Source organism: Verrucomicrobiota bacterium (genome assembly GCA_016871495.1).
Classification (GTDB): Bacteria; Verrucomicrobiota; Verrucomicrobiia; order Limisphaerales; family VHDF01; genus VHDF01.
In genome coordinates this window covers 1-23,351 of sequence record VHDF01000051.1, presented here as the reverse complement: position 1 = coordinate 23,351, position 23,351 = coordinate 1, and the positions used below count along the sequence as shown (strand labels likewise).

Genomic DNA, 23,351 nt, shown 5'->3' with positions numbered 1-23,351 from the left:
TTCGGCCTACTTCCTCGTCGCCTCCCACTCCCGCGTCCAACTCTGTCCTTCTCGGGTGCCTTCCGCCTTCCCCTTCATGGTCTTGCCCGAAATCGTGGCGGAATTCTTGATGGTGGTGCTGGCGCCATCGCGCTCCAACACGGTGTCGAAGGTCAGGGTGTTTCCCTCGATCTTGGCATTCTTGATTTCGAGAGGTTGCGGCAGCCCTTCTGACTCGAACTTCCCGGCCAACTGTCCGTTTGAACGGCTCAACGTGAAGGTGGCTTCCATGGTGTCTCCGTTTTCCCGCTTCATGGACCATGCCCAAGCGCCGGAAACGTCGAGACCCTCCCGTTTCGCCACCCATTCGCGTTCATTCGTGCGCTCGCCGTTCTTGGTCTCAACCTTTCCCTTGAGGGTATCCCCGTCCAGCTTGCCCTGGTAGGTGCTCTGAAGAGTGCCTCGTTGAGTTTCGCGAGTGACTTTGAAGGAGACTTGGCCCTCCGCGTAGCGACCCTCCTGGATTTCGGTTTCATTGCGGGGCCCTTTGAGTTTGCCCAGCAACTTCCCATTCTCCCATCGCAAATCGAGAACCCATTCGCGGGACTCCCCGTTCTGGGTTTGCGTCGTCCATTTCCATGCACCCGCGGGACCCGACGATTCCGCGAGGCTGGTGGAAAGGGCATGGAAGAAAAAAACGGCGGCGGCAGCCGCGCGCAAGCAGGGGGAAATGTTCATCAGAGGAACGTAGGGCGAGTTTGGCTGGAAATTCAACCTTTGAATCAAGCGCGCCGGGGCCGGAGCAAAATGGCCTTCTTGCTCGTGCCTTCCACTTCCACGCTGTAGGTCTCCACCGTGGGATCGTCTCGCAATGCGTGATGGATGATGCGCCGTTCAAACGCGTTCATCGGTTCCAACTCGACGATATCACCCCATCGTTTGACTTTTTCAGCGGCGGCCCTGGCCTTTTCCACCATCGCATCGCGGGCTTGCCGCCGGTAACCGCCGGCGTCCACCAACACCTTGGGCGCTTCGGAATGCTGCTGCAGAAGCATGCGGTTCAACAGGTACTGCAAGTCGTTCAAGGTCTGGCCTTGACGCCCGATCAGTCGCCCCGCGTCATCGGACACGATATTGAGCGTCGGGCTGCCGTCTTCCTCGAAGGATTCGATGGTCGATGGGAAGCCGAGATGTTCGAGCAGCGTTTGCAATACGGTCTTGGGATCTTGAGGCATAAAGGAATCGAGGTTGGGGTCAAGCCTTCGTCCGGGGGGCCTTCGCCGGCGGAGCGGGAGGAGCGGAAGGTTTCACCGGATCATCCTGCGTAAGCTTCATCTGCAAGATCGAGAGCAGATTCTGGACGGTCCAATACAGCGTCAGGGCGGACGAGAAATTGTACAGGATCACGATGAACATCAGCGGCATGTACCGCATCATCTTCTGTTGGACGGGATCCATGCCCGGGGACGGCGGAGTCAGGTGCGTTTGCCACAGCGTCGTGGCGGTCATGATGATGGGAAGAAGGTTGAACGGAAGGTTGAGTCCCGGAATGACGAACAGCGTGTCGGGTTGCGACAAGTCGCAGGCCCAGAGGAAGGTTGCCCCTCGCAATTCGACCGCGCTTCGCAACATGGTGAAGAACCCGAAGAAGACCGGGATTTGAATCAACATGGGCAGGCAACCTCCCAAAGGATTGACTTTGTTCTCCTTCATGAACTCCATCAACTTCTGGTTCATCTTCTTGGGATCGTCCTTGTATTTGTCTTGCAGCGCCTTCATCTGGGGCTGCAGCGCCGACATGCGCTTCATGGACTTGGTGCTGGCGTGCGTGAGCGGCCAGAAGAGGAGTTTGATCAGGATCGTGATGACGATGATCGCGCCGGCGTAGGGAAGCGAAAGGGCGGCCAGGGCGTTCATGCCCAGCAGGAGGGCCTTGGCGAAAAAACCGAAAAATCCGTCGAAGCTCATCAACAAATCCAGATTGTTGGAATGCTCCACTCCGATCTTGGAGAGCGTGTGGTATTTCATCGGCCCGCCATAAAAAAGAAATTCGCGGTCCAGGACCTGGCCGGGATTGAGCAAGACCTCCGGATAGAGGAGCGCCGTTTGATAGCCGAAGGGTTGCCTGACTGCTTTGGTGTCGGAAGCGAGTTCCTCGGCGGAAGGCGGAGGGAGGTCGATGCGGCGGCCCACCACTTGAGCCGCCGGATGTTTGAGCATGGCGGCCACCGTGAAAAACTGGTTATGCACCGCGGCCCAGGCGAGGTTGGTTTTGGCCGCGGATTCGTAGGTGAGACGCGGAGGCGAGGTGGAGCATCCCAGGGTGAGATTCTGAAACCAAGGGGTGCCAATGCGCTCAATGTGAGTCCGGTCGTGCCATTGCAATCCCATCAGCGAGGCATCGTCGTGAAGATTCGCCGGCGTCGAAGTGCCGATGACACACTCTTGAACCGGCCATCGCACCGTGGCGTTCGTCCGGTTCTCAACACGAACAAGGGCGGAAACGAGATAGTTCGACGATGGACGAAACTCCTTGGTCAGGAGAAGGCCGTTGGGCAGCGACTTCTGCGCCCGCACCACGCCTTCCCCGCGAGTCAGAGCGTAGAATCCATCCCCTTCGACCATTTCCCCACCCAGGATTCCGAGGATGGGAACCGGGGCTTTGGTGTTCAAGGACGCCAGCGCTTGGGTCGCCTTGGATTCCTTTCCGGAACAGGTCACGGTGGCCGGATACTCCTTCAATTCGATCAACTTCAATCCACCGCCATGGGACGTGAAATGATATCGCGCCTGAGGGGTGTCCAAAATCTCGATGCTTTCCGGCGAGGCCGGTCGAATGGGGGTGCCTGCGTGGGGCGCCGAGAACTGGGGCACCACCGCAGGGACCGCCGGCGACGGTGGAAGCGGGGCTGAGGCAGGAGTGCCATTGCTGGATCCGGCCAGCCCATTCGTCATGGCGGCAGGAACGCCTTGGGTGCTGGGACGGGGGGCGGGAGGATACAACTTGTTGACCAGCGGATACCACAGCACCAGCAGGACGAACGAAATGATAAGGATGATAACCGACTTGCGATCCATGAGTAGATAAGGCTAAAGCCGACGATGAACCGTTGCCGCAGGAGCAACGGGCTGAGGATCCGAAGGCACGGGATCATACCCTGCCCCACCCCAAGGATGGCAGCGCCCGATGCGCTTGAGCGCCAGCCACGAACCCAACCCGATACCGTGAATCCGGATCGCCTCCGCCGCAAAGCGCGAACAGCTCGGCCAATATCGGCAGCAGGCAGATTGTCCAAGAATAACGGTTTTCAACGGCGAGAGACAACGGGTGTAAATGCGAATCGGCAGCACGGCCGCCTCGCGCAGCCAATGAGAGGTCCTCACGATCCTCCTTCCGGACCAGCAGCGGGGCCGGCGTTTGCCCGAATGCCGGCGCGCAGCAGTGCCTTGCGAAGCTCCTCCAGCACGCGGTTCAGCTTTTGCTCGCGGATGGCTTGTCGCGCCACCAAGACGAGATCGACGGGCACCCGGATTTCGCCTTGGATTAAACGAAAAGCCTCGCGGAGCAAGCGCCTGGCGCGGTTCCGTTCCACCGCGATGCCCAGCCGTTTTCCCGTGACGACGCCCAGTCGTGAAGGACCGGGGACCTGGCGAGGCAGCCAATTCAAGATGAACATGGGCGTCGTCAGGCGGTTTCCGTGTGCCTTGAGTTTCGCAAATTCACCCCCGCGCTTTAAATGCTGGCCGGGACGAAAGCGAAAATCGGATGATCCGCCAATCATGGCGGTCCCAGTTGAAGAATCTCAGACAGGGGTGAGGCGTTTGCGTCCCACCCGGCGGCGATTGGCGAGAATGGCCCGTCCGCTCTTGGTCGAGTTGCGATTGAGAAACCCGTGCTGTCGTTTGCGGCGGATCTTTGAGGGCTGATACTGGCGTTTCATGATATTCGGCGTTCTTACAGAAAGCGTGAGCGCACCGCCCCCCGAGGGCGGACTTCCATCTCCAACCGCCAGGATGAGAATCACCTCCCCGGCAGCGGAGTGGGCGAATCTATCAGCGAGCGGGGGGGTGTCAAGAACCGCTCATCGGCGATCGACCTCCCCCAACCCCGAACGTTCATTCGCCGGGCGAATCCCATGCATTCGGAATGCGAACAGAAGCCGAACTCGGTCACGATCAAGCCTGCCGCGGCCCGAGGTCCGACATCGCTTCATGGCTTTTTCGCCGCCGAATCGCTGGCAGCGGCCTTGATCACTTCGGGCGCGGCCGGTGTCGTCTCCGTCATTTCCACCGAACCCGGCACATCCGACTCCGTCTTGCGGCGAATTCCACCGGCAACGCCAAGTCGCCCCTCTTCCAGATAAACCAGTTGGGGTTTGCTCGCGTTATCATACTCATAAGTCTGGCGCACCAGCAGGTCCCCGTCGGGCGAGATCACCAGATAATTGAATTGCCGCGAGGCGTACTGGCTCAGCACGTGCAGCCGGCTGGAAGGATCGATTTGAATGTCCGGACGATTGAAAGAGACCGAACCGCCGATGGGAAATGTCCGGATCAGAACGTTCCCCGAACCGTCGGTTACACGCGCGTACAATTTCTTTCGGTTCTTGTGAGTCACCTGCAGCAGCATGTACTTGCGCACCACCGTTTCTTCCTTGTCCGTCCCGGCCTGAGCCAGGAACCCAAAGTCCTGTTCCCAAATCTTAATCCCCGAAACCAACTCGACAAAAGCCGAACTGGTGCTGATCCGGCGCCCAAGCTCCTTCAGATTGACCGTGGCCACGATCGAATAACGTCCGGGCTGGTCGAAATTGAAATAGGGAGCGATATCCACTCGCCGGGTCGCAACATGAGAGGTTGTCAATTCAAACGGCATTTTGACGGCCGGTTCGCCCTTGTGCAGAACAACCCGATTGTTCTCCCCAAACACCGAAAACTGAAGCCAGGTCGAATCTTCGCCCAACTTCAGAGTGCGGCCCGAAAAATTGGTAATCTTGACACCGACCACAATGGATTCACCGGAAACGAAATGCTCCTGGGAGAGAACTAATTCGGCCGAGACTTGAGCCGAGATGCGGTTCATTCCCAGCCCCAGGCCCAGAATCAAAGCCAAGCTTCGGATGATCGCCCCTGTTTGCATGTGCTTCATGATGGCGGAAACCTAATGCGGCTTTGTCGTTTTATCCACTTATTCCCGGCGAACGATTCCCGGGGTTTTCCAAGCTCCCCGATCATGGACGCGGTGTGAAGGCTGCGAACCGCCGCCTGCTATCCGGAACCCTGGCGCGCCAAGTCCTTCACAGCCTCGGCAAATGTGGGGAATTGAAACCGAAATCCAGCCTCCCGGAGCTTGGCCGAGATGACGCGGCGGCTCTTCAGAATCAGTTCCGTCTCCGTTCTCATGAAAAACGCCCCGATCTCAAGCAACGGCTCAGGCGCCGGAAGTCCAAACGGCGCGCCCGCCGCGTTTCGGATGATCTTCATCATCTCCGCGTTGGTCAGCGGCTCCGGCGCCGCCAAATTGACCGGTCCAACCCAATCGGTCTTGCCCAGGAGAAACTCGACCGCACGGCAGAAATCAGTCCCGTGGATCCAGGACACGAACTGATCCCCGCCGCCCTGAGCTCCCCCCAGTCCCCACCGGGCCAGACGCATCAACACGGGAAAGACACTGTTCCGGCCATGCCCTAAGACCATCGTCGTGCGCAACGCGATCTTGCGCGTGGACGGAGTGGAGATCCGATGAAGCGCTTCTTCCCACGCAAGTCCAACCGAAACCGAAAAGGCGTCCTTCGCCTCGGGCGTGGCGGAAAACTCCTGAGCATATTCGTCGTAAGGACGTCCGCGGGTATGTTGGTAAACCGTGGCCGTGCTGGCGTTGAACCAATGGCGTGGCGGACACCGGCAATTCGCGATGGCACCTCCGATGGCCAGCGTCGAGTTCACTCGCGACTCCAGAATTTCACGGCGATTCTTTTCCGTGTAACGGCAATCCACCGTGCGTCCCGTCAGATTGATGACCGCGTCGGCATCCTCGATTTCCCGAATCCATTCTCCTGCTGAGTGACCGTCCCAATAAACCTCGCGCGGATGGGCTGCGGAATCTGGACGACGGGTAAGGATGACGCATGCCCGTCCAGCGGAACCAAAGTGATGGGCAAGGAGGCGACCCAGAAAGCCCTTTCCTCCGGCAAGGACGATCCTCCCGTTCGCTCGGGGCGGATGAGAGATCGCCGAAGAACCGGAATCCATGACGGATGGGTGGGAAAGCGCGGATTCCTAAGCAGCACCTCGGTGCTCCGGGAAGGAGATGAGTGCCGCCGCGTTCTCTGCGGTCTTCCTCGTATTTCGATTCCAGCTCTCCGTCGTCGCGAGTCGAGGAGCGGGGCGCCCGAAAGGCGAGCGAAGCGCCGTCACCATTCAGGAAGCGCGTTCTCTCACGTGGAGCCAGGCATGGACATGGGGTGAGCCCCGGAAATAGGAAATCATCGAGGGTCCCTCGATCTGCCAGACATCCCAGACGCCGTCGTTGCCGATGTCGCCATTCTTGAAGAAAGCCATGTGCAAATGCTCGAGCCCCGCCCCTTCGATGAGTTTGAGCGCCTCGCGGGCATCCGCCTCGCGATAAGGGGCGAGCAGATCGGCGATGACTTTGCGAACCAGCTCGCGCTGGTCCCGGCTCAACTCGGAGAAGGGTATGCCGGCAAGTCCTTTCTTCGATCCGGTGAGCTTGACGGTGTCCGTGCCGGTCTCGGGTCGGCCTTTCTCGAGCAGAGCGAGACGGCGCTGCTTGCCATCAAGAGCCTTGAACACCTCGTTCGCGCGCAAAGCTTGGTACCAATAGACATTGCCGGGGTGATGGGCTTCCTCGTCATCGCCCGCGGCCGCGTGTCCGTAAAAAATGGGGCCGCCAAAAGCCGCCCCTTCCACGGAATCGCCATCGCATCGTTTCGTGACATGGCGCCCACTGATCACGCATTGGAACTTCCCCGAGCCAGGCTGGCCAAACAAGGCCACCGAGAGGTCGCCAAATCCATGCTCCCCGGCATCGTGCTCGGTGGATTTCATGATGCGATCGACGTACTCCGGGCTGTGCAGGCCCCGATAGATTTGCCGGAGCATTTCTTGTTGATCTGGGGAAAAGTCCTTGCCGACGCGAGCCTTGGTCACGAACCAATTGTTGTCCACTTTCAACCTTCGCTCGTGTTCAAACGGCAGGCAGATCAAGCCGCGCTGGGCTTCGGTCAAACTCTTGTAGAAGGTGCCGACCAGCGTTTCCGAGGCGGTGGCATTCGCCGTCGGAACCGCGTGTCCAGCCAGCGGGGGGACCGCGAGAGCGGCGGCGCCAGCCATGGACTGGACCAGAAACCGGCGGCGCGACCACGAGGGGGACGCCCCAGACTTTGAATCACAATCGGGACAGGAAGGGGAAGAGGTGGAGCTGGAGTTCATGGCTTCATGGTAACGCAATCAGCGCTCGACACAATCCGGAATGTTGGGGAGGTGCGGGCGTGGGTGGATGGGCAGGCAGTGAGACTGAAAATAGCCCTGCGGTGTCCAAGAAACAGCCAGACTTCACCAACCCGCGAATAGCCCCTTCCTCGGGCTCGGAGAATCATCCATGGAACGGAAAATTATGACCCTCAGCGCCCGCCACAACGCATGCCTCGAACTGCGGGGTGCCGTCCACGTCGGAGCGGAGGCTGGCGCTTCTCTCGCCCCCGAAACACGCTCGCCCAAAGCGACCTGGCGAGGCTGGAGAAGACGAAAGGTGGAGTGTGATGCAGCCGCCCCAATCCGGTCGCGCCGGAGGCCGTATGTGAAACCGGACCTTCCTGGGCACGCTGCGGCAGTGATGCTGGCGGCGTTACTGGCCGGCTGTGCGGGTGCGATTCATCCCGGCGAAAGGACGGCGAAGCTTCAGCACTAGGCCGTCGAACAGGTCTATCGTCCGGGTGGACAGCGACCCGCTCTTCCGAAGCTCGAGGCGAGCGCGCGGCTCCAGGACTTTCTGCTCTTCGCCATGCTCAACCAACCGCAGGTCGAGGCGGCTTACTACGACTGGGCGGCGGCGCACAGCATGGCCTCGACCAGCCGGCACTTCTCTTCTTGCAACTCGACGGCGAATAACTCCACGCGGATCTGCGCCGTGGCGAGCAGGGTGTCGAGCATCCGCTTGAGCGAGGCCCAGACTCCGGGTTTGGCTCCGGTGGCTTCCGCCATACCAGTCACTTTCTCGTCACGAGCACGCCGATGAGGAGCCCGACGCCAAACGCGACGCCAATGGATTGATAGGGATGTTCGCGGATGGTGCGGTCAGCGGCCTTCGCGCTTTCGAAGGCTTTCTCTTCCATGCGGTGGCAGGTGCGCTTGGCGGCATCGAGCGCGTCCGTGAGTCGTTCGCGGACTTCGTGAGCTTTGTCGCCCACGGCGTCCTTGGTGGCGTGCAGCAATGCCTCGGAGTCCTGCACGATGCGTTTGAGGTCGGTGACGAGCCGGTCGGTATTCAGTTCAGCACTCATGTTCAATTCCTTTGGGTTGGCTTCATTTCAATTTCGTGGGCCATGCATTCACGACATCGCGATGCAATAGACTCTCCAAGGTGTGGGCGCGGTATGCCGTGCGGGGATTGGCAATCGCCAGCCATTATTTGGAAGCCGTCGGCGCCATCACATCAGGACCTCGCGCACATCTCGGCGGGGGGTTGGTTTAATCACTGGGCCATACCCGACCCGGAGGACGATCTGCGGAAAGCCGGAGAGGCCAAGCGTTTCGCGGAATTGCGGGCGCAGGACATCGCTTTCCAGGGGCGTGGGCGTCCCTTGCCAGCGCCCGCACGACCCTGGGAAACGCGAACTCGAGTGAACGCAGTGGCACAGCCGCACGACCTGACGTTGTCGGAAACATGGGTCACGCCGCCGCCCGCCGGCGAAACCATCTCTGGCCCCCAGCCTGAGGCGGCCGACCGCGGGACAAGATTCGTGCAGTCCTTCCCAAAGCGCGGCGAGCCACGAAATGCACCGTCGGCCACCCTGTTCCATGATGATCCCGAAATACACCATCGAATACACCGCCCAGTTCAAGAAACACGCGCAGCCTCATCACCACTCGACGGACGACCCGGTCGCGTGCGAGGAATTCGTCGAGGAGTTGCTGGAACGCGGATTCGCCATCCGCGCCATCAAACACGAAGGATTGGAGCTGCCGAGGAATGAGTTCGACCGCGTCGTGAAGACCGCAGCGGGCATGATGGCATCGAAGTGCATCTGCGCGTTGCTGGGCATCAAGCCGGAGGAAGAAAAGTATCGGTTTGGATTCACCGCGTAAGCCGCGCCCTAGTTGCACGCAAACGCACGCATGAGGGGTGGTTCGAGGAAGAACTCCTTCCAACGGGGTGGAGCATGGGAAATGCATCCGTTGGTTGAACCGGGGGCGCGGTTCGATCTCACCCGCATGGCTGAAACTCCATGGGGAACGTTTCCAAACCCAGTCGAGTGTGAAAGATGCGGGTAGGACACAGCCGCAGAAAGAGCGAAAGCGTTACGAAGTGCTGGCCGTGTCCGGCCGGGGCAGTGCCGAGTTACGACCGAATTCAAGTTCCAGAAGATTAGACGTGACGCGTTCTCTGGCGGTTGGGCGGGTTGGGGCGGATTGAGAAGAGTCGATGGAGAAGAACATCAACGGGGGAAGAAGCTGGCTCCAAAGGTAGGACTCGAACCTACAACCGATCGGTTAACAGCCGATTGCTCTACCATTGAGCTACTTTGGAACCCAAAGGGCGGGCAATGTATGAACCACCCTCGTCCACGTCAACCCTTTTGGCGAAAATTGAAAGGCGACCTACCACCCCAAGGTGACAGGCCGCCTTTCGTGCAATTGTTGGTTACTTTTCGGTTTTTTCGCCCCCAATCAATCTAACGCCTCGCCAGGCCGTAACCCACCAGGCTGACAAACTTGCTCAGCACCGGTTTATGCGGCCGCATTCGGCTCAAGCCAAGCGACTTTAGATTCAAACAGGAACGAAAACTGGATGGGGCGACGAAGGACGAATTCCTTCGCAAATCAAGCGATCCCCACTCACCCGAATCGATCGAATGGGGCCGTGCCGCAGACTTCAAACGTCCAACCCCAGTTCTGAAATTCTTCGGCCTCAGATCCATAACTCGGATATTATGCATGTCAGCATTCGCCGTACCTGGTTTTCACATCGAGGTAATAAATAGATGTAAACTATTTATAACAAACATTTTATGTTGACAAATAAATCCAACGAGCAACTATTGCTCAGTGGAAAACTGACAGGAAGTGTAAGGAAAACCGACACAATGGAAGGACCCATTTCGGGGAATCAGGCCGTCGGGGTGTTTGGAAAAAGCAGCCGCGATCAGATTCTGAAGTGTTCAATGCTTTCACGATCAAGAGGTTGCAACTTGTTTCCAATGAAATCCCTCGTTTTGAGTAAATCAAGCACTGAGAAGAATAGGGCCATTGGGGAGGTGTAAGAGTTCTTGACACTTCGAAGGTGAAACTCGGAAATGCCAGGGTGTCGTTGATGTTGCGACGAACCTCTTCTCACCCCTTCTCCATCACGTTTCTTCGAGAGTGGAGAAGGCGTTCATTGAGCCTTGTCCTCGTGTGGTTTACATTCGGGATGTGGACGGCTTTTTCAGACAGTTTTATCCAGGTCGAACTCGACGGGAGGATGAGGAATTTTCGCGCGGTGATGGCCGATGACGCCCGGTCCCTCATCGGCCGATCTCTCGCCCGGCCTGGGGATGGCCCCGGTCACCCGGCCCAAATGGCCACCCAGGATGGCTCCAGGTTACCGGGGCGTGCACTGTATGATGAAACAGGGATCCCAGGACAGGATGAGCCCATTGCTTACCTTACCCGTCGCATTCACCTGGAGCTTGTTCCCGGTGCCTCCTCGGAAGGACTGGAAGCGCGACACCCAACGGCCCATTTTGAGAAACTCATTTATGCACCTTCGGCCCGGGTGGTGCATTGGCCGAGCCCGGAGGAAGCGTGGAAGTCCTTCAAGTCCCTTCGCCTCGAAAACGAAGTCCTTTCGGCCCGACCGATCCTTGCCATCAGGAAACATTCCCGGGTCAATCCGGCCGACGCCTTGTTCTCCCAGCAGTGGAGTCTCCTGAATACGGGTCAAAACGGTGCCGAACCAGGGATGGACATTCGTGTCACCAATGTCTGGAATCGATTCCGGGGAACGGGTGTGGTCATTGGGATCGTTGATGACGGCGTGGAGATCTCCCATCCTGATTTGGCCACGAATTACAGAAGCGACCTCAGTTATGATTATCTGGACAACGACCGCGATCCCACGCCTTCCAAGAACGGCATTCATGGAACGCCGGTGGCGGGCATTGCCGCGGCACGAGGGAACAACTTTATCGGGTTGGCAGGCGTGGCCTTTGAATCTCCGTGGGCGGCATTGAGGCTGATTGGTCCGGGCGAGGGCGATGATCAAGAAGCCGCATCGATGGTTCACAGCAATCAATGGATTTCGATCTATAACAACAGTTGGGGGCGAAGCGACAGTGGCATGATCCTGGGCGGACTCGGTCCCCTGCTTCGGCAAGCGCTGGAATACGGAGCTCGCGAAGGCCGGGGTGGCTTGGGCAGCATCGTCGTTTGGGCGGCGGGGAACGGAGGACTCACGTTGGACAACGTCAATTACGACACCTACGCGAACAATATGCATGTGATCGCGGTGGCGTCGGTCAACGATCTGGGCGTCCGCAGCAGCTTCAGCGAGCCGGGAGCCTGTGTGGCCATTTGCGCACCCGGCGGAGACACGGGGTTCCGCCCGCAATCGATTGTCACCACCGATCGACTGGGTGAGGCGGGCTGGAACTCGGGAAAGGATGCCGCGGATTTGCGGGATGGCGATTACACGCGAAATTACAAGGGGACCTCCGCCTCGGCTCCCATGGTTTCGGGGGCGGTCGCCCTCATGCTGCAAGCGAACCCGCGCCTGGGCTGGCGGGACGTGAAAGAGATTCTGATTCGTTCCGCCCGCCAACTGGATCCCGCGAACAGCGACTGGATCATCAACGGAGCAGGGCTGCGTCTGAGCCACTTTTATGGAGGCGGGCTGCTTGACGTGGAAGCCGCGGTCGAACGGGGGATGACCTGGACCAATCTGCCGCCGATGAGTTCGTTCACGAATGATTGGACTCCCGCCACGCCCGTGTCGATCCCCGACAATGCGGCCTCGGGCGTGGAGCAGTCTTTTTCCTTCGCGGAAGCCGGGGCCCTGTTCCGGGTGGAGCACGTTACTTTGACCGCCGATATCGCGCATCCTGCCCGGGGTGATCTGGCGGTTCGGTTGACCTCCCCCAGCGGAACCATCTCGCGACTCGCAGAACGGCATTCCGATCCCAATCCAGATTATCCCAACCACACATTCAGTTCCATTTTATGCTGGGGCGAAAGTGCAACCGGAACCTGGAAGGTTCGCGTGGTGGACTTGCGAACGGGCAACCTCGGAAGCATCAAGTCCCTTCGACTCGCCCTGCATGGCGCCTCCCCTCCCCCGCCGCCTCCCTCGATTCAGTTGGTGGACGCAAGGCTGGAGAGCGCGGGGAAATTTTCCTTCCGAGTTTTGGCAGGCCAGCCGGGGCAGTATGAAATTCAAGCCAGCTTGGACGCCATCCAGTGGGAAAAGCACTCCGTGACCAATGCCCCTTCGGCAGAATTCACGGTGATGGATGCGAACGCGGGTTTGGCGCCTTACCGATTTTTTCGAGTGCTAAGATTGCCCTGAGCCAGGGAGAGCGGGGGTAAGCCTTTGGCGGCATGCTCAAAGAGCGCGCAGAAGCCGTTTGATTTCCTTCAAGCGTCCGGCGGGATCCTGCTTGGTGAGGCGGGGAAACTTTCCGTTCAACATGATCCAGTCCTTGTGGCGCTGGATCATGAGTTTGGAGTTTCGGGTTTCGACTAAACCCACTTGAGCGCGCGCCGCCAGAACCTTGATCTCCGTGACCATGAGCAGCAACTCTACCGGTTTGGGGGGCTTGCCAAAGCGATCCCGCAACTCTTGTTTGACGAGTTCCAGGGCCTGCAAATCGAGGCATTGCGCGAACTTGCGGTAAAACTCGATGCGGTGTTCGGTGGCCGGAATGTAATCCGCGGGCAGGCCCGCCTCGCTCGGGGGAGGTGCCTCGGACGCGGCCGTTTCCTCCCCAGGGTCGCCATGGTTTTCCAGCCAGACGGGGACCTCGCGCGGCACATGAACCTCGGGTCTTTTGGCGGACGTGGAGACACGAACCGGCTCGGCGGTCTCCGCGATTCCCGGGGCTCGTCCCATGGAGATAAAATCCAAGTCGAGCTTGGTCTCAACGGGTTGGGCCACCCGCTCCCCCTTCAGGGCGCGGACGCTGTGATCGAGCAATTTGCAATACAGATCGAAGCCCACGGCGGTGATGTGTCCGCTTTGCTGCGGTCCGAGCAAGTTGCCGGCGCCACGGATCTCCAGATCTCGCATGGCGATTTTGAATCCGCTGCCCAGAGAGGAGTGGTGTTTGAGCGCGTTGATGCGCTTCCGGGCGTCCGCCAGCAATCCCGCGTGGCGGGGGATGAGGAGATAAGCGTAAGCTTGGTGCTTGTAACGTCCCACCCGCCCGCGCAATTGATACAATTCGCTCAGACCGAAACGATCGGCCCGGTCGATGAGAATGGTGTTGGCGTTGGGAATATCGAGACCACTCTCGATGATGGTGGTGCTTAGGAGCACATCGGCTTCGCCGTTGACGAATCGCGTCATGACCTCCTCGAGATCCCCGCTCTCCATCTGGCCGTGGCCCACGGCAATGCGCGCGCGAGGCACCAGGGCCTGGAGTTTTTGGGCCATGGCATCGATGGTGGTCACGCGGTTGTGAAGGAAGAAAACCTGGCCTTCGCGATTGAGTTCGCGCTGGATGGCCTCGCGAATCAGACTCTCATCGTAAGGTGCCACGATGGTGCGAACCGGCAAGCGATCCTGGGGAGGTGTTTCGATGGTGCTCAAGTCGCGCGCACCGGTAAGCGCGAGGTAAAGGGTGCGCGGAATCGGAGTGGCCGTCAGGGTGAGAACGTCCACCATTTTGCGCAGCAATTTGAACTTCTCCTTGTGCATCACCCCGAAGCGCTGCTCCTCATCGATCACCACCAAACCGAGATCCTTGAACACCACATCCGGCTGCACGATGCGGTGCGTGCCAATGAGAATATCGACCCGGCCTTCGGCGGTGAGACGCAAGACGTTGGCTTGTTCTTTGCGGGTGCGAAAACGGGAGAGCAGCTCGATCGAAACCGGGTAGTCCGCCATTCGTTCCCGAAAAGTGTTGTAATGCTGCTGGGCGAGCACCGTGGTCGGCACGAGGAGGGCAACCTGTTTGCCCCCCATCACCGCCTTGAACGCCGCGCGGATGGCAACCTCGGTTTTGCCGAAACCCACGTCCCCGCAAACCAGACGGTCCATCGGTTTCGGCGCTTCCATGTCTTTCTTGGCTTGGGCGATCGCCACGGCCTGGTCCGGCGTTTCCTCGTACAGAAACGCGCTCTCGAACTCGCGTTGCCAGCCGGTGTCACTTTCAAACGCATGGCCTTGTTGAGACTGCCTTGCGGCCTGAATCGAAAGCAGGTCGGCGGCCAGATCACGGACGGCGTGTCCGGCTTTCTCCTTCGCCTTGGCCCAACGGGTGCCGCCCAGGGTATGAAGCGGCGGACGGGCCTTTCCCGCGCCCACGTACTTGCTTACGAGGTGCGCTTCGGTGACCGGGACGTAAAGTTTCACATGGGGCTGGCCGGGCTCCGAAGGCGCATACTCCAGCACCAGGCACTCCTCTCCCCGGTCAGTGCCGCGCCCCGGCATGCCGCCGATCTCGAGAAATCTCCCGATGCCATGCTCGAGGTGAACCACATAATCGCCAGGCTCGAACGCGGCGAAGTCCATTTCCAACAAAGACCGGGCAGCGGAGGCGTGCGAGGATTTGAGTCGGCGCGGGCGGGGCACTTTGTAGCGGCCGAAAATCTCGGCATCCGTGACCAATGCGAATCCGGCCCACTCGGCGAGAAATCCTCCGGAAAGGGGACCCAACGCCGTGGCCAGGGCGCCGACCCCGGATCGGGATCCGCCGCCCGGCGCTTCTTCGAGCCCGTATTCTTTCCAAATCTCCTGGAAACGTTGTTCCTCCCCCTCGTTATTGCATTGCACGAACACGTCCATGCCCCGGCGCCGCCAGCGATGCATCTCCAGGAAGAATGCGCGGCGCTGAATCTCCGCGATGACGGCATCCGTGGCACGGTCCATCGAAGGCCGCAAATGCTCGAGACTGGGCAGAGACCAGGGCTGGGGGGCGTTCGGCCCCGGGGCACTTCCAGGATCGTTCGTATCGTGGGAGGTCTGCTCGACACTTTCTCCCAGAAGGATTCGAGGCATGCCGAGGCGACCGGCCTCGGCGAGAAAATGTTCCCAGGGAATGTGGAGCGGGTGTCCGGCCGGAATTTGCTCCGCATAAAGGCTGGCGTGGGCTTGGACATCCTCCGGGTCGGCGAGGATCACGATCGTCGAGGGGTCGAGATGACTGAGAAGCGAACTGGTTCGGCACGGCGACGAAGCCGGGAGTTCGGCGTCCGCCGCCTGGGACTGATGCGCTCGTCGAAAGAAGCCGAGTTCTCCGGCCGGGGCCAGAACGACACTTTGAATCTCCTCCTTGGAGCGCTGGTTTCCGGGATCAAATTCCCGGATTGATTCCAGCTCGTCTCCGAAAAACTCGATGCGTGCCGGCCAGGGAGACGTGAGCGCAAACACATCCAGAATGCCGCCGCGACGGGAGAACTCTCCTCTTTGAGTGACTTGGGCTTCAGGTTCGTAACCTGAGGCCTCCAAGTGAGCGGCCAGTTCTTCGGGTTCGATGCGATCACCCCTCTTCAGGGTCAGCACGCGATGCTGAAGCTCCCCGGGCGCGAAGGTGGGCTGCATGAGCGACGCCACCGAGGCCACCACGACAGGAGAGGGTCCACGCCCGGGATTCCTCGATCTCAACTGGAGCAGGGTGCCAATTCTATCCGCGAGCGCGTCGGGATGCGGCAGTTTGGTTTCATGAGGCAGCACCTCCCAATCGGAAAAATACAAGGGTGTCCAGGGTTTGAGGTCCGGATGAGATCCTGCGAGGGTCTGCCAAGTCATCAGATCCTGCAGCACCAATTCCTGGCGCTTCAGTCCTCCCGTCACCAGGACGATGGGACGGCCAGGGCACACCTGGGCGAGACAAACGCAGAAAAACGCGTGGGCCGAAGGCGCCATGCAATCGAAGGACAAAACACCTCCCCTCTCCACGCGCGACCGGAGGTCCTGGGCGGCGGGAGTCGAGCAAGCCAACGCGATGGGATGACGCGGCACGAACAACCTTCGGGCAACGAGCGCCCTCGGGGCATGTGGAACCTCGCCAGTCCGCGACGGATCCGTCAAGTTCTGGAACACGACCCCAAACCCTGGCGGCGCATCCAGAGGTTATCGGTGACCGGGTTGTCGGGGTAACGCAGACAGCCCTGTCTGCTGTTTCGCAGGCTGCCCAGCCTGCGAGGCGACGCAGGAAACCAGGCGCGTGGAGATCATGGAAGGGCCTCGTGCTTCAACCGCCGCGCGAATGGCTTCCGGACGCGGAGGATCCATCAGGCCGAACAAACCCAAAAAGGTCAGGTGGCCGGCGACATGATCGGGCTCCAGGCGGCTGTGACCGTCATGAGTCGGCCGGGCACAGGCCAGGACGCGCAACCCATCGGCGGCCATTTGCGAGGCCGCGTGCAGGATCGCGAGGCGATCGACCGGTTCAAGCGTTCCTGACGAGCCCAACGCGTGGGAACATCGTTCCAGTAGTTTTTCGTGCGCTCCCACCTTGTAAATGACGCGCCCTTTCGCTCCGTGGTGCAGCGTCGCGCGATACATCCGCTCGGAGGCGAAAGGGATCATGTCCAAGCGCGGCGCTTACCCCCGGATGAAAGGACCGGCCAGCCCCGCCTTTTCAGCCGCGATGAGCAAGGCCGCTTCCGTGGAATCACCCCGCGTCTCCCACTGAGAGGACGCATTCGAGAGAGCGGCCTCGTTACAGAGCGAGCCGGCTTTCAAACATTCCCACAGAGCAGGATACTTCGGTGGATCGATGCGATGGCGTTCCCGCATGAATTCGCCTTCCATTTGATAACCGAGCCCGGTGATCTCGAACGTTTGCCCCGCCGCATAGGCGCGCGTCACGGTCATCTGGTTTTGCGTCAGGGTGCCGGTTTTGTCCGAGCAAATCACCGTGGTGCTGCCAAGCGTTTCCACCGCGGGAAGGCGGCGCACCACGGCGCCCAAGCGGGCCATGCGGGAGACCCCGATCGCCAGCACGACGGTCACCGCCGCGGGCAAACCCTCCGGGATGGCGCCGACGGCCAGCGCCACCGAAGCCATGAACATTTCATAGGCACTTTCTCCTCTCCAGATGCCGAGCAGGAACACGGTGGCCGAAAACCCCAGAATGACCCGCAGCAACAGCTTGCTGAACTCCGCAATCTTGCGCGTCAAGGGCGTGCTGAGATCGGTGGCCTCTCGAATCATCCACGCGATCCGCCCCGTTTCGGTCCGGTCCCCCGTGGCCCAAACCACACCTTCACCGTATCCTGAGGTCGCGTGGGTTCCCGCCAGCGCCAGGTTGGCCCGATCGGCCAGCACCGTGTGGGGATCGAGGCGTCCGGCGTGCTTGTGAACCGGGACCGATTCGCCCGTCACGATGGATTCATCGATTTGCAATCCTTGGATCCGAAACAGGCGAAGATCTGCGGGAACTTTGTCGCCAGGCTCAAGGAGAACCCTGCCTGGATGGTTTTCCAGACAGGGCTAGGCTCCCGTCGAAGGCGGACGTGTCCGTCGCCGGGCGAGGTGGGGGAGACGGTGAGCCGTCCGTTTTCGTCATGCGTGTCAAAGGTGCTGCAACGGATGGGGCGGGCCTCACATTTTCTGCTCACTTTGCAACCGGTCCTTGCCAGGGAAAGAGTATCGAATAGAATCAGTTACATGCCAACGCTCACGCGACAACAGGTGCTGGATCTCTATTTCATGGAAGCGAGGGCCAAGCTCATTGACGTGGCCGCCTTCCTGGACCGGGTGGACCGGGCTTCGGGACCCGGCGACTTCCGTTGGACCGCCTTGCGTGGAGCTTTGGCTGAATTAGCTTCCGAGAAAAGCGGCCGGGCGGAACGGGTCTTGCTCGCGTTGAGCGACCCGACGCTGGAACCGCTGGCCGCCGCCCCGGGCAAAGGCGCCGCGGGAGCCTGGCCGGGGAAGTCGGCCTAGCCGCCGGGCTGTAAGTTTTCCAAAGTTCTATGCGATACATCGAACCCCACGGGCACATGGTGAGCCGGGTCACGGACGACTACGTGAACATGGTGACGGCGGGTTGCGCGGCCGTTTGCGAGCCCGCCTTTTGGGCCGGCTTTGATCGGAGTTCGCCGGATGGATTCTTCGATTATTTCAAGCAACTGACGGAGTACGAACCCAAGCGGGCGGCCAAATTCGGACTGCCCCATTACTGCTGGCTCTGCATCAATCCCAAAGAGTCCGAGGATGTGCGACTGGCGGAGGAGGTCATCGCGCTGATCCCGCAATTTTTGAATGCGCCGGGAGTCCTGGGCATCGGCGAAATAGGACTGAATAAGAATTCGAGAAACGAGTTGAAGGTGCTGGAGATGCACATCGACCTGGCCGCGCGGCACGACCAGCTCATCTTGGTCCATACCCCCCATCTCGAGGACAAATGGAAGGGCACCAAGTTGATCCTGGACGCTTTGAAAAATGATCGCCGCGTCAAGCCCGAGCGCGTCATTGTGGACCACGTCGAGGAGCACACCGTGAAGCTCGTTCTCGACGCGGGTCATTGGGGCGGAATGACGTTGTATCCAGAAAGCAAATGCACGGCGGCGCGCGCGATTGATATTCTGGACACGATGGGAACCGATCGATTGTGGATGAATTCCGCCTGCGATTGGGGGGTCAGCGTGCCCCTGGCGGTTCCCTATGCCGCCCTGGAAATGCGGAAGCGCGGCTACACGCCGGGACAAATCGATCAGTTCGTGTTCGGCAATCCGGCTCGGTTCATGAGCCAAACGGCCAAATTCAAGATGCCGGAGTAGCGCCCGAGCCCGTGGGGGTGTCGGTTTCGGGAGAGTTGAAATCCGCGGCGCGGCCGGACGAGGGTTCGTCGGGAAGATTCCAAATCGGACGGGAAAGTTCGGTCTTGATGTAATGGAGGGTGACTGGGGCCAGGATCATGCCGGGGATGCCCATCAGTTTTTCACCCAAGAGAAGGCCCAGAAGGGTGAGCCACATGGGATTCTTGATCTTGTGTCCGATGATCTTGCTGTTCAGGAAGTATTCAAGCTTGTGCAGCACAATCAGGAAGAGCAGCGCCAGCGCGGCCATCTTGGGAGAAATCGTGAACGCGACGCCCGTGATCAAGGTGTTGCTGATCAGATTGCCGATAATGGGCAGGAGCCCCACGAGAAAAGTCAGTCCGATGATGACGGTGACGTAAGGGAAATTGTTGTAGATCAGAAAGACGCTGGTGAACGTGGTATTGATCGCCGAGATCGCGATTTGGGCGCCCATGACCGTCACGAAGCTCTCATAAAAACTGGAGATCCGCTCCGCCATCTCCTTGCCCACGCCCGAATACAAGGTGCGGCGTTTTCCCGGCGCATGGGTTTCAAGTTCGAACGCGGGATGATTGAACACGCTGACGGCCACGACGATGCCGATGATCGTGGCGGCCAGCTCAAAGATGGCGATTTGCGCCCCCTTGCCCAGCCCGGCGAATTTGGTTTTGGCGGATTCCAGCGCGAGCGCCTTGAGACTCGAGTAATCGGAGAAGGGAAGCTCGAATCCTTGCCGTTCGGCATAAGTCAGCACGACCGGTATCGTCGTCTCCACAATTTTGGGCAATCCCACGTAGGCCTGTTGGATGAAGTAATAGAGCAATCCCCCCATGCAGGTGACCATGGTGATGAAGAGAAACGAGGCCAGCAACCGGCGGTTGCCAAAGTTAAGCTTCTCCAGGGCGAAAAAGGAGAAAAGCACCGCCAGGAATGGCACGGCAAGACCGAGCCAGGCCAGGCCCGCCAGCAGCATCATCATGAGCCAATAGGAGATGATCATCTCCCGGCGCATGGCCTTGGGCATTTCAGGAAAAGGCAAAACAGGCATCAGCGTATCCGTACCAGGAGGTGGTTCAAGAGTTCGCCGACGGGCAAGCGCTCCTGTTTCATGCTGTCACGCTCCCGCAGCGTCACGGTGTCCTTGAGCGCGCTGCCGTTCTCGCCCAGCGTGTCGAAATCCACCGTGATCCCAAACGGGGTGCCCGCTTCGTCCTGCCGCCGGTAGCGGCGTCCGATCGCGCCCGTTTCATCGTAGAATACAGCCATGTGCGGACGCAGCAGATCCCGGATTTCCTCGGCTTTGGCAACCAGTTCCGGACGATTCTTCAACAAGGGAAAGACGGCGGCCTTGATGGGAGCGATGCGCGGATGAAAACGCATGACGGTGCGGACCTCCTTCTGGCCCTTTTCATCCGTGACTTCCTCCTCGGCGTAGGCATGGCAAATCAGCGCCAGCAGGAGCCGATCGACTCCGGCGCTCGGCTCGATCACATGGGGCACATACTTGGCCTTGGCTTCATCGTCGAAATACTCCATCGATTTGCCGCTGAACTTTTGGTGCTGGCTCAAGTCGAAATCGCCGCGGGCGGCGATGCCTTCAAGCTCCTGCGTTCCGAAGGGGAACTTGTAGAGGATATCGACGGTGGCCTTCGCGTAATGCGCCAACTCCTCCTTTTTCTGCCAGTATTCCTCGAATGAGTCGCGGGGAAGGCCGATGCCCTCGTACCAGCGGATCCGCTGTTCCACCCAATACTTGTGCCACACTTCCCATCCCCAGTTGCGCTGCGGTTTGGAAAGATCCATGCCGGGAGCGAGGGTGGCCACACTGCCTTCCAAGCGGGCCACGACTTCATCCGGGCGGATGAAAAATTCGAGCTCCATTTGTTCGAATTCGCGGGAGCGGAAGGTAAAGTTGCGGGGATTGATCTCGTTGCGAAAAGCCTTGCCGATCTGGCAGATGCCGAACGGAACCTTTTGCCGGGACACATCGAGCACGTTCTTGAACTGGGCGAAAATGGCCTGGGCCGTTTCCGGGCGCAGGTAGGCGGCGTTTTCCTCGGACTCAACCGGACCCACGTAGGTCTTGAACATCAAATTGAACTGGCGGGGTGGCGTCTTTTCGCCCTCGCATTCCGTAACCATCCGGCTTGGCCGCTTGGGGCATGGGGTGGAGTCCACCTGATCGGCGCGAAAGCGACCCTTGCACGTTTTGCAATCGACCATGGGATCGCTGAAGGTATCGACGTGTCCGCTCGCCCTCCAAATCGACGGATGCATGATGATGGTCGCCTCCAGGCCGGCCACGTCGTCGCGGGTTTGGGTCATGGACCGCCACCAGAGATCCTTGATGTTCCGCTTGAGCTCGGCGCCAAGAGGACCGTAATCCCAGAACCCGTTGATGCCGCCGTAAATCTCGGAGGACTGGAAGACAAACCCCCGGCGTTTGCAGAGGCTGACGATTTTTTCCATCCAATCGTTCGGGCGAACTTCGTTCATTCGGATTTCAGCTTCGCGGAACCTCCCGTGACGTGTCAAGATGGCCGGGGTGGCCCTGTTCCACGGATAACGGCTAAGTCTTTTCTGAGGCAACCACGGATCACACGGATGGATGGAGCATTCCCTTCTATCATGGAGTTCCTTGAAGACTGGCGATAATCCTGATGCTCATTGAGCCGATCGAAGGCCTGTTTTCATGCGGGTGATTCGTATGCAGGGGGGCAAACGACTCCCTCATCCGTGGGGTTGAGGGTGAATGGGAAAGGACTGACGAGGGGACAGAGTTGAATTCAGGTCAGAATCCCGCAAGATTCTCGACCCTGGCGAGTCTGGATACGAAGGCACCGTTGTTCATGCCCTGGAAACCGGCGCTGAAATTTGAGCCTGCGCGGAGATTGAAGATGCTGCAATGGCGTCGCCAGTGGGATGAATTCGGCAAGCACCCGATCGTTAGAGCTGCACTCGAATCGCCGTGGCCGGGCGCTACTTTCCTGTTGGCTCGCATTGAAATCCCGTGTCATTTTCTCCCCATGAAAAGGAGATCCTGGGGACTCATTGCTTTTGCTCTGGAGATCTGGGCTGCTCTGGCACTTTCAAACTGGAATTTGGCTTCAGAGGAAGTATGGCGCGTCCTCGATCCGCCGCCGTTTCTCCAGCCACGCTGGTTGCAAGCATCCGTGTGGACCGGAAGCGAAGTGATCAGTTGGGGTGGTTTGGGAACGGTCTTCAACTCAGACGGAGGCAGGTATGACCCGCAAGAAAAAGCTGGCGGCTCCTTGCAGCCGCCGACCTTGCGGGGAGATGGGCTCATCATTCGGCTTGGACTGGATCGGAAATGTTGATTTGGGGTGGGAGCAATCGTCCTGAGCACGTCGGAGGGGTGCTGGGTGATGGCGCACTTTATTCTCCCCACTCCAACACTTGGAGACCGATGAACACCGTCGGCGCCCCCAGCGGACGTGTCGCTGGTGTATCGGTTTGGACAGGAACAGATTGGATTATCTGGGGTGGAAAAACGACAAGCGGAACCCTCCCGGTTACCGGAGCTTTGTTTAACCCACAATCAAACACTTGGCGGCCGATGTCGGCGGCAAACGCGCCTGCGGGGCGTTTCTTCGCCACCGCAGTCTGGACGGGATCCAGCATGATCATCTGGGGTGGGGAAGGGGCAGCGGGCGTGCGAAATGATGGTGCCATTTATCACCCGGCAACCGACTCTTGGACGACTATAGCTACGGCGGGAGCCCCAACGCCACGCTTGGTGCATACTGCAGTCTGGTCGGGCTCCGAAATGATCATTTGGGGTGGTGGCAATCCATTCACCAGTTCCGGCGCTATTTACTCTCCTTCCAGCGATCAATGGAGAAGCATGCCCGATGCTCCGGTAGCGGGGAGAGGCGCGCACTCGGCTCTTTGGACAGGAAGCGGGATGCTGATTTTTGCAGGGTGGGGAGGACAAAACTACAAGGATCTGCTCTTGTTTCAGACATCCTGACCTCATGCGGGGAAAGATTGGGTGGAGTGGAATGGAATTGAGACCAAGAGGGACATTTTCGACTTTCAAGGATGGGGGTGGTGGCGGTGAATAGGTGAATGCCGCAAGTTCAATGACCGATGTTTCCTGCCGGGTCTGTGGAGCTCAACCGCGATCTGGCGTGTCGAACGGAAGGAGACAAAGTGGTCTA

General features: G+C 59.5%; 20 protein-coding genes and 1 tRNA gene. 5 read left to right on the top strand and 16 right to left on the bottom strand.

The window, feature by feature from the left end:
- Window positions 1–6: 6 nt before the first annotated feature.
- The 10 genes from FJ404_12170 to FJ404_12125 form a co-directional block, all read right to left on the bottom strand.
- A complete protein-coding gene (locus tag FJ404_12170; protein ID MBM3823621.1) occupies window positions 7–717 on the bottom strand; it encodes a hypothetical protein in 711 nt (236 codons plus the stop codon).
- A gap of 44 nt (window positions 718–761) precedes the next feature.
- Entirely contained in the window at window positions 762–1,214 is a 453-nt protein-coding gene (locus FJ404_12165; GenBank protein ID MBM3823620.1) for a KH domain-containing protein, read from the bottom strand.
- Window positions 1,215–1,233: 19 nt separating this feature from the next.
- Complete coding sequence (yidC, locus tag FJ404_12160; GenBank protein MBM3823619.1) at window positions 1,234–3,057, bottom strand: membrane protein insertase YidC; 1,824 nt, start codon at window positions 3,055–3,057, stop codon at window positions 1,234–1,236.
- Between the two features lie 12 nt (window positions 3,058–3,069).
- The gene (gene yidD / locus FJ404_12155) at window positions 3,070–3,345 is read right to left on the bottom strand and encodes a membrane protein insertion efficiency factor YidD (GenBank protein ID MBM3823618.1); all 276 of its coding nucleotides are present in this window, start codon (window positions 3,343–3,345) and stop codon (window positions 3,070–3,072) included.
- A gap of 14 nt (window positions 3,346–3,359) precedes the next feature.
- Complete coding sequence (rnpA, locus tag FJ404_12150; GenBank protein ID MBM3823617.1) at window positions 3,360–3,761, bottom strand: ribonuclease P protein component; 402 nt, start codon at window positions 3,759–3,761, stop codon at window positions 3,360–3,362.
- Between the two features lie 21 nt (window positions 3,762–3,782).
- Window positions 3,783–3,920 (bottom strand): 50S ribosomal protein L34, encoded by a 138-nt coding sequence (locus FJ404_12145; GenBank protein ID MBM3823616.1) that lies wholly within the window; start codon window positions 3,918–3,920, stop codon window positions 3,783–3,785.
- A 269-nt stretch (window positions 3,921–4,189) separates the two neighbouring features.
- The gene (locus FJ404_12140; GenBank protein MBM3823615.1) at window positions 4,190–5,128 is read right to left on the bottom strand and encodes a hypothetical protein; all 939 of its coding nucleotides are present in this window, start codon (window positions 5,126–5,128) and stop codon (window positions 4,190–4,192) included.
- 119 nt (window positions 5,129–5,247) lie between these two features.
- Entirely contained in the window at window positions 5,248–6,231 is a 984-nt protein-coding gene (locus FJ404_12135; protein MBM3823614.1) for a TIGR01777 family protein, read from the bottom strand.
- A gap of 168 nt (window positions 6,232–6,399) precedes the next feature.
- Window positions 6,400–7,431, bottom strand: coding sequence for a DUF3500 domain-containing protein (locus tag FJ404_12130; GenBank protein ID MBM3823613.1), 1,032 nt, complete (start codon window positions 7,429–7,431; stop codon window positions 6,400–6,402).
- A 776-nt stretch (window positions 7,432–8,207) separates the two neighbouring features.
- Complete coding sequence (locus FJ404_12125; protein MBM3823612.1) at window positions 8,208–8,501, bottom strand: DUF883 domain-containing protein; 294 nt, start codon at window positions 8,499–8,501, stop codon at window positions 8,208–8,210.
- Window positions 8,502–9,018: 517 nt separating this feature from the next.
- Between FJ404_12125 and FJ404_12120 the strand changes: the two genes are divergently transcribed.
- Window positions 9,019–9,306, top strand: a complete 288-nt coding sequence (locus FJ404_12120; GenBank protein MBM3823611.1) for a hypothetical protein — start codon at window positions 9,019–9,021, stop codon at window positions 9,304–9,306.
- A gap of 367 nt (window positions 9,307–9,673) precedes the next feature.
- On the opposite strand, the gene FJ404_12115 is transcribed toward FJ404_12120, so the two are convergent.
- Window positions 9,674–9,748, bottom strand: a tRNA-Asn gene (locus tag FJ404_12115).
- Between the two features lie 753 nt (window positions 9,749–10,501).
- Here FJ404_12115 and FJ404_12110 point away from each other — a divergent pair.
- A complete protein-coding gene (locus FJ404_12110) occupies window positions 10,502–12,763 on the top strand; it encodes a hypothetical protein (protein ID MBM3823610.1) in 2,262 nt (753 codons plus the stop codon).
- 36 nt (window positions 12,764–12,799) lie between these two features.
- On the opposite strand, the gene mfd is transcribed toward FJ404_12110, so the two are convergent.
- From mfd to FJ404_12095, 3 genes are all read right to left on the bottom strand, one after another.
- Window positions 12,800–16,285, bottom strand: coding sequence for a transcription-repair coupling factor (mfd, locus tag FJ404_12105; GenBank protein ID MBM3823609.1), 3,486 nt, complete (start codon window positions 16,283–16,285; stop codon window positions 12,800–12,802).
- 207 nt (window positions 16,286–16,492) lie between these two features.
- Entirely contained in the window at window positions 16,493–16,951 is a 459-nt protein-coding gene (locus FJ404_12100; protein ID MBM3823608.1) for a hypothetical protein, read from the bottom strand.
- A 15-nt stretch (window positions 16,952–16,966) separates the two neighbouring features.
- Entirely contained in the window at window positions 16,967–17,851 is an 885-nt protein-coding gene (locus tag FJ404_12095) for an HAD-IC family P-type ATPase (GenBank protein MBM3823607.1), read from the bottom strand.
- Between the two features lie 225 nt (window positions 17,852–18,076).
- Here FJ404_12095 and FJ404_12090 point away from each other — a divergent pair, with 225 nt between their 5' ends.
- On the top strand, window positions 18,077–18,313 hold the full coding sequence (locus tag FJ404_12090; GenBank protein ID MBM3823606.1) for a hypothetical protein: 237 nt from the start codon (window positions 18,077–18,079) through the stop codon (window positions 18,311–18,313).
- A gap of 29 nt (window positions 18,314–18,342) precedes the next feature.
- The gene (locus FJ404_12085) at window positions 18,343–19,149 is read left to right on the top strand and encodes a metal-dependent hydrolase (GenBank protein ID MBM3823605.1); all 807 of its coding nucleotides are present in this window, start codon (window positions 18,343–18,345) and stop codon (window positions 19,147–19,149) included.
- On the opposite strand, the gene FJ404_12080 is transcribed toward FJ404_12085, so the two are convergent.
- Window positions 19,133–20,218 carry an AI-2E family transporter gene (locus FJ404_12080; GenBank protein MBM3823604.1) on the bottom strand — a complete coding sequence of 362 codons (1,086 nt, stop codon included), beginning with the start codon at window positions 20,216–20,218 and terminating at the stop codon, window positions 19,133–19,135. The genes FJ404_12085 and FJ404_12080 overlap by 17 nt on opposite strands.
- On the bottom strand, window positions 20,218–21,666 hold the full coding sequence (locus tag FJ404_12075; protein MBM3823603.1) for a glycine--tRNA ligase: 1,449 nt from the start codon (window positions 21,664–21,666) through the stop codon (window positions 20,218–20,220). Before FJ404_12075 ends, FJ404_12080 begins: the two co-directional genes overlap by 1 nt.
- 530 nt (window positions 21,667–22,196) lie before the next feature.
- Between FJ404_12075 and FJ404_12070 the strand changes: the two genes are divergently transcribed.
- Entirely contained in the window at window positions 22,197–22,508 is a 312-nt protein-coding gene (locus FJ404_12070) for a hypothetical protein (protein ID MBM3823602.1), read from the top strand.
- Window positions 22,509–23,351 lie beyond the last annotated feature (843 nt).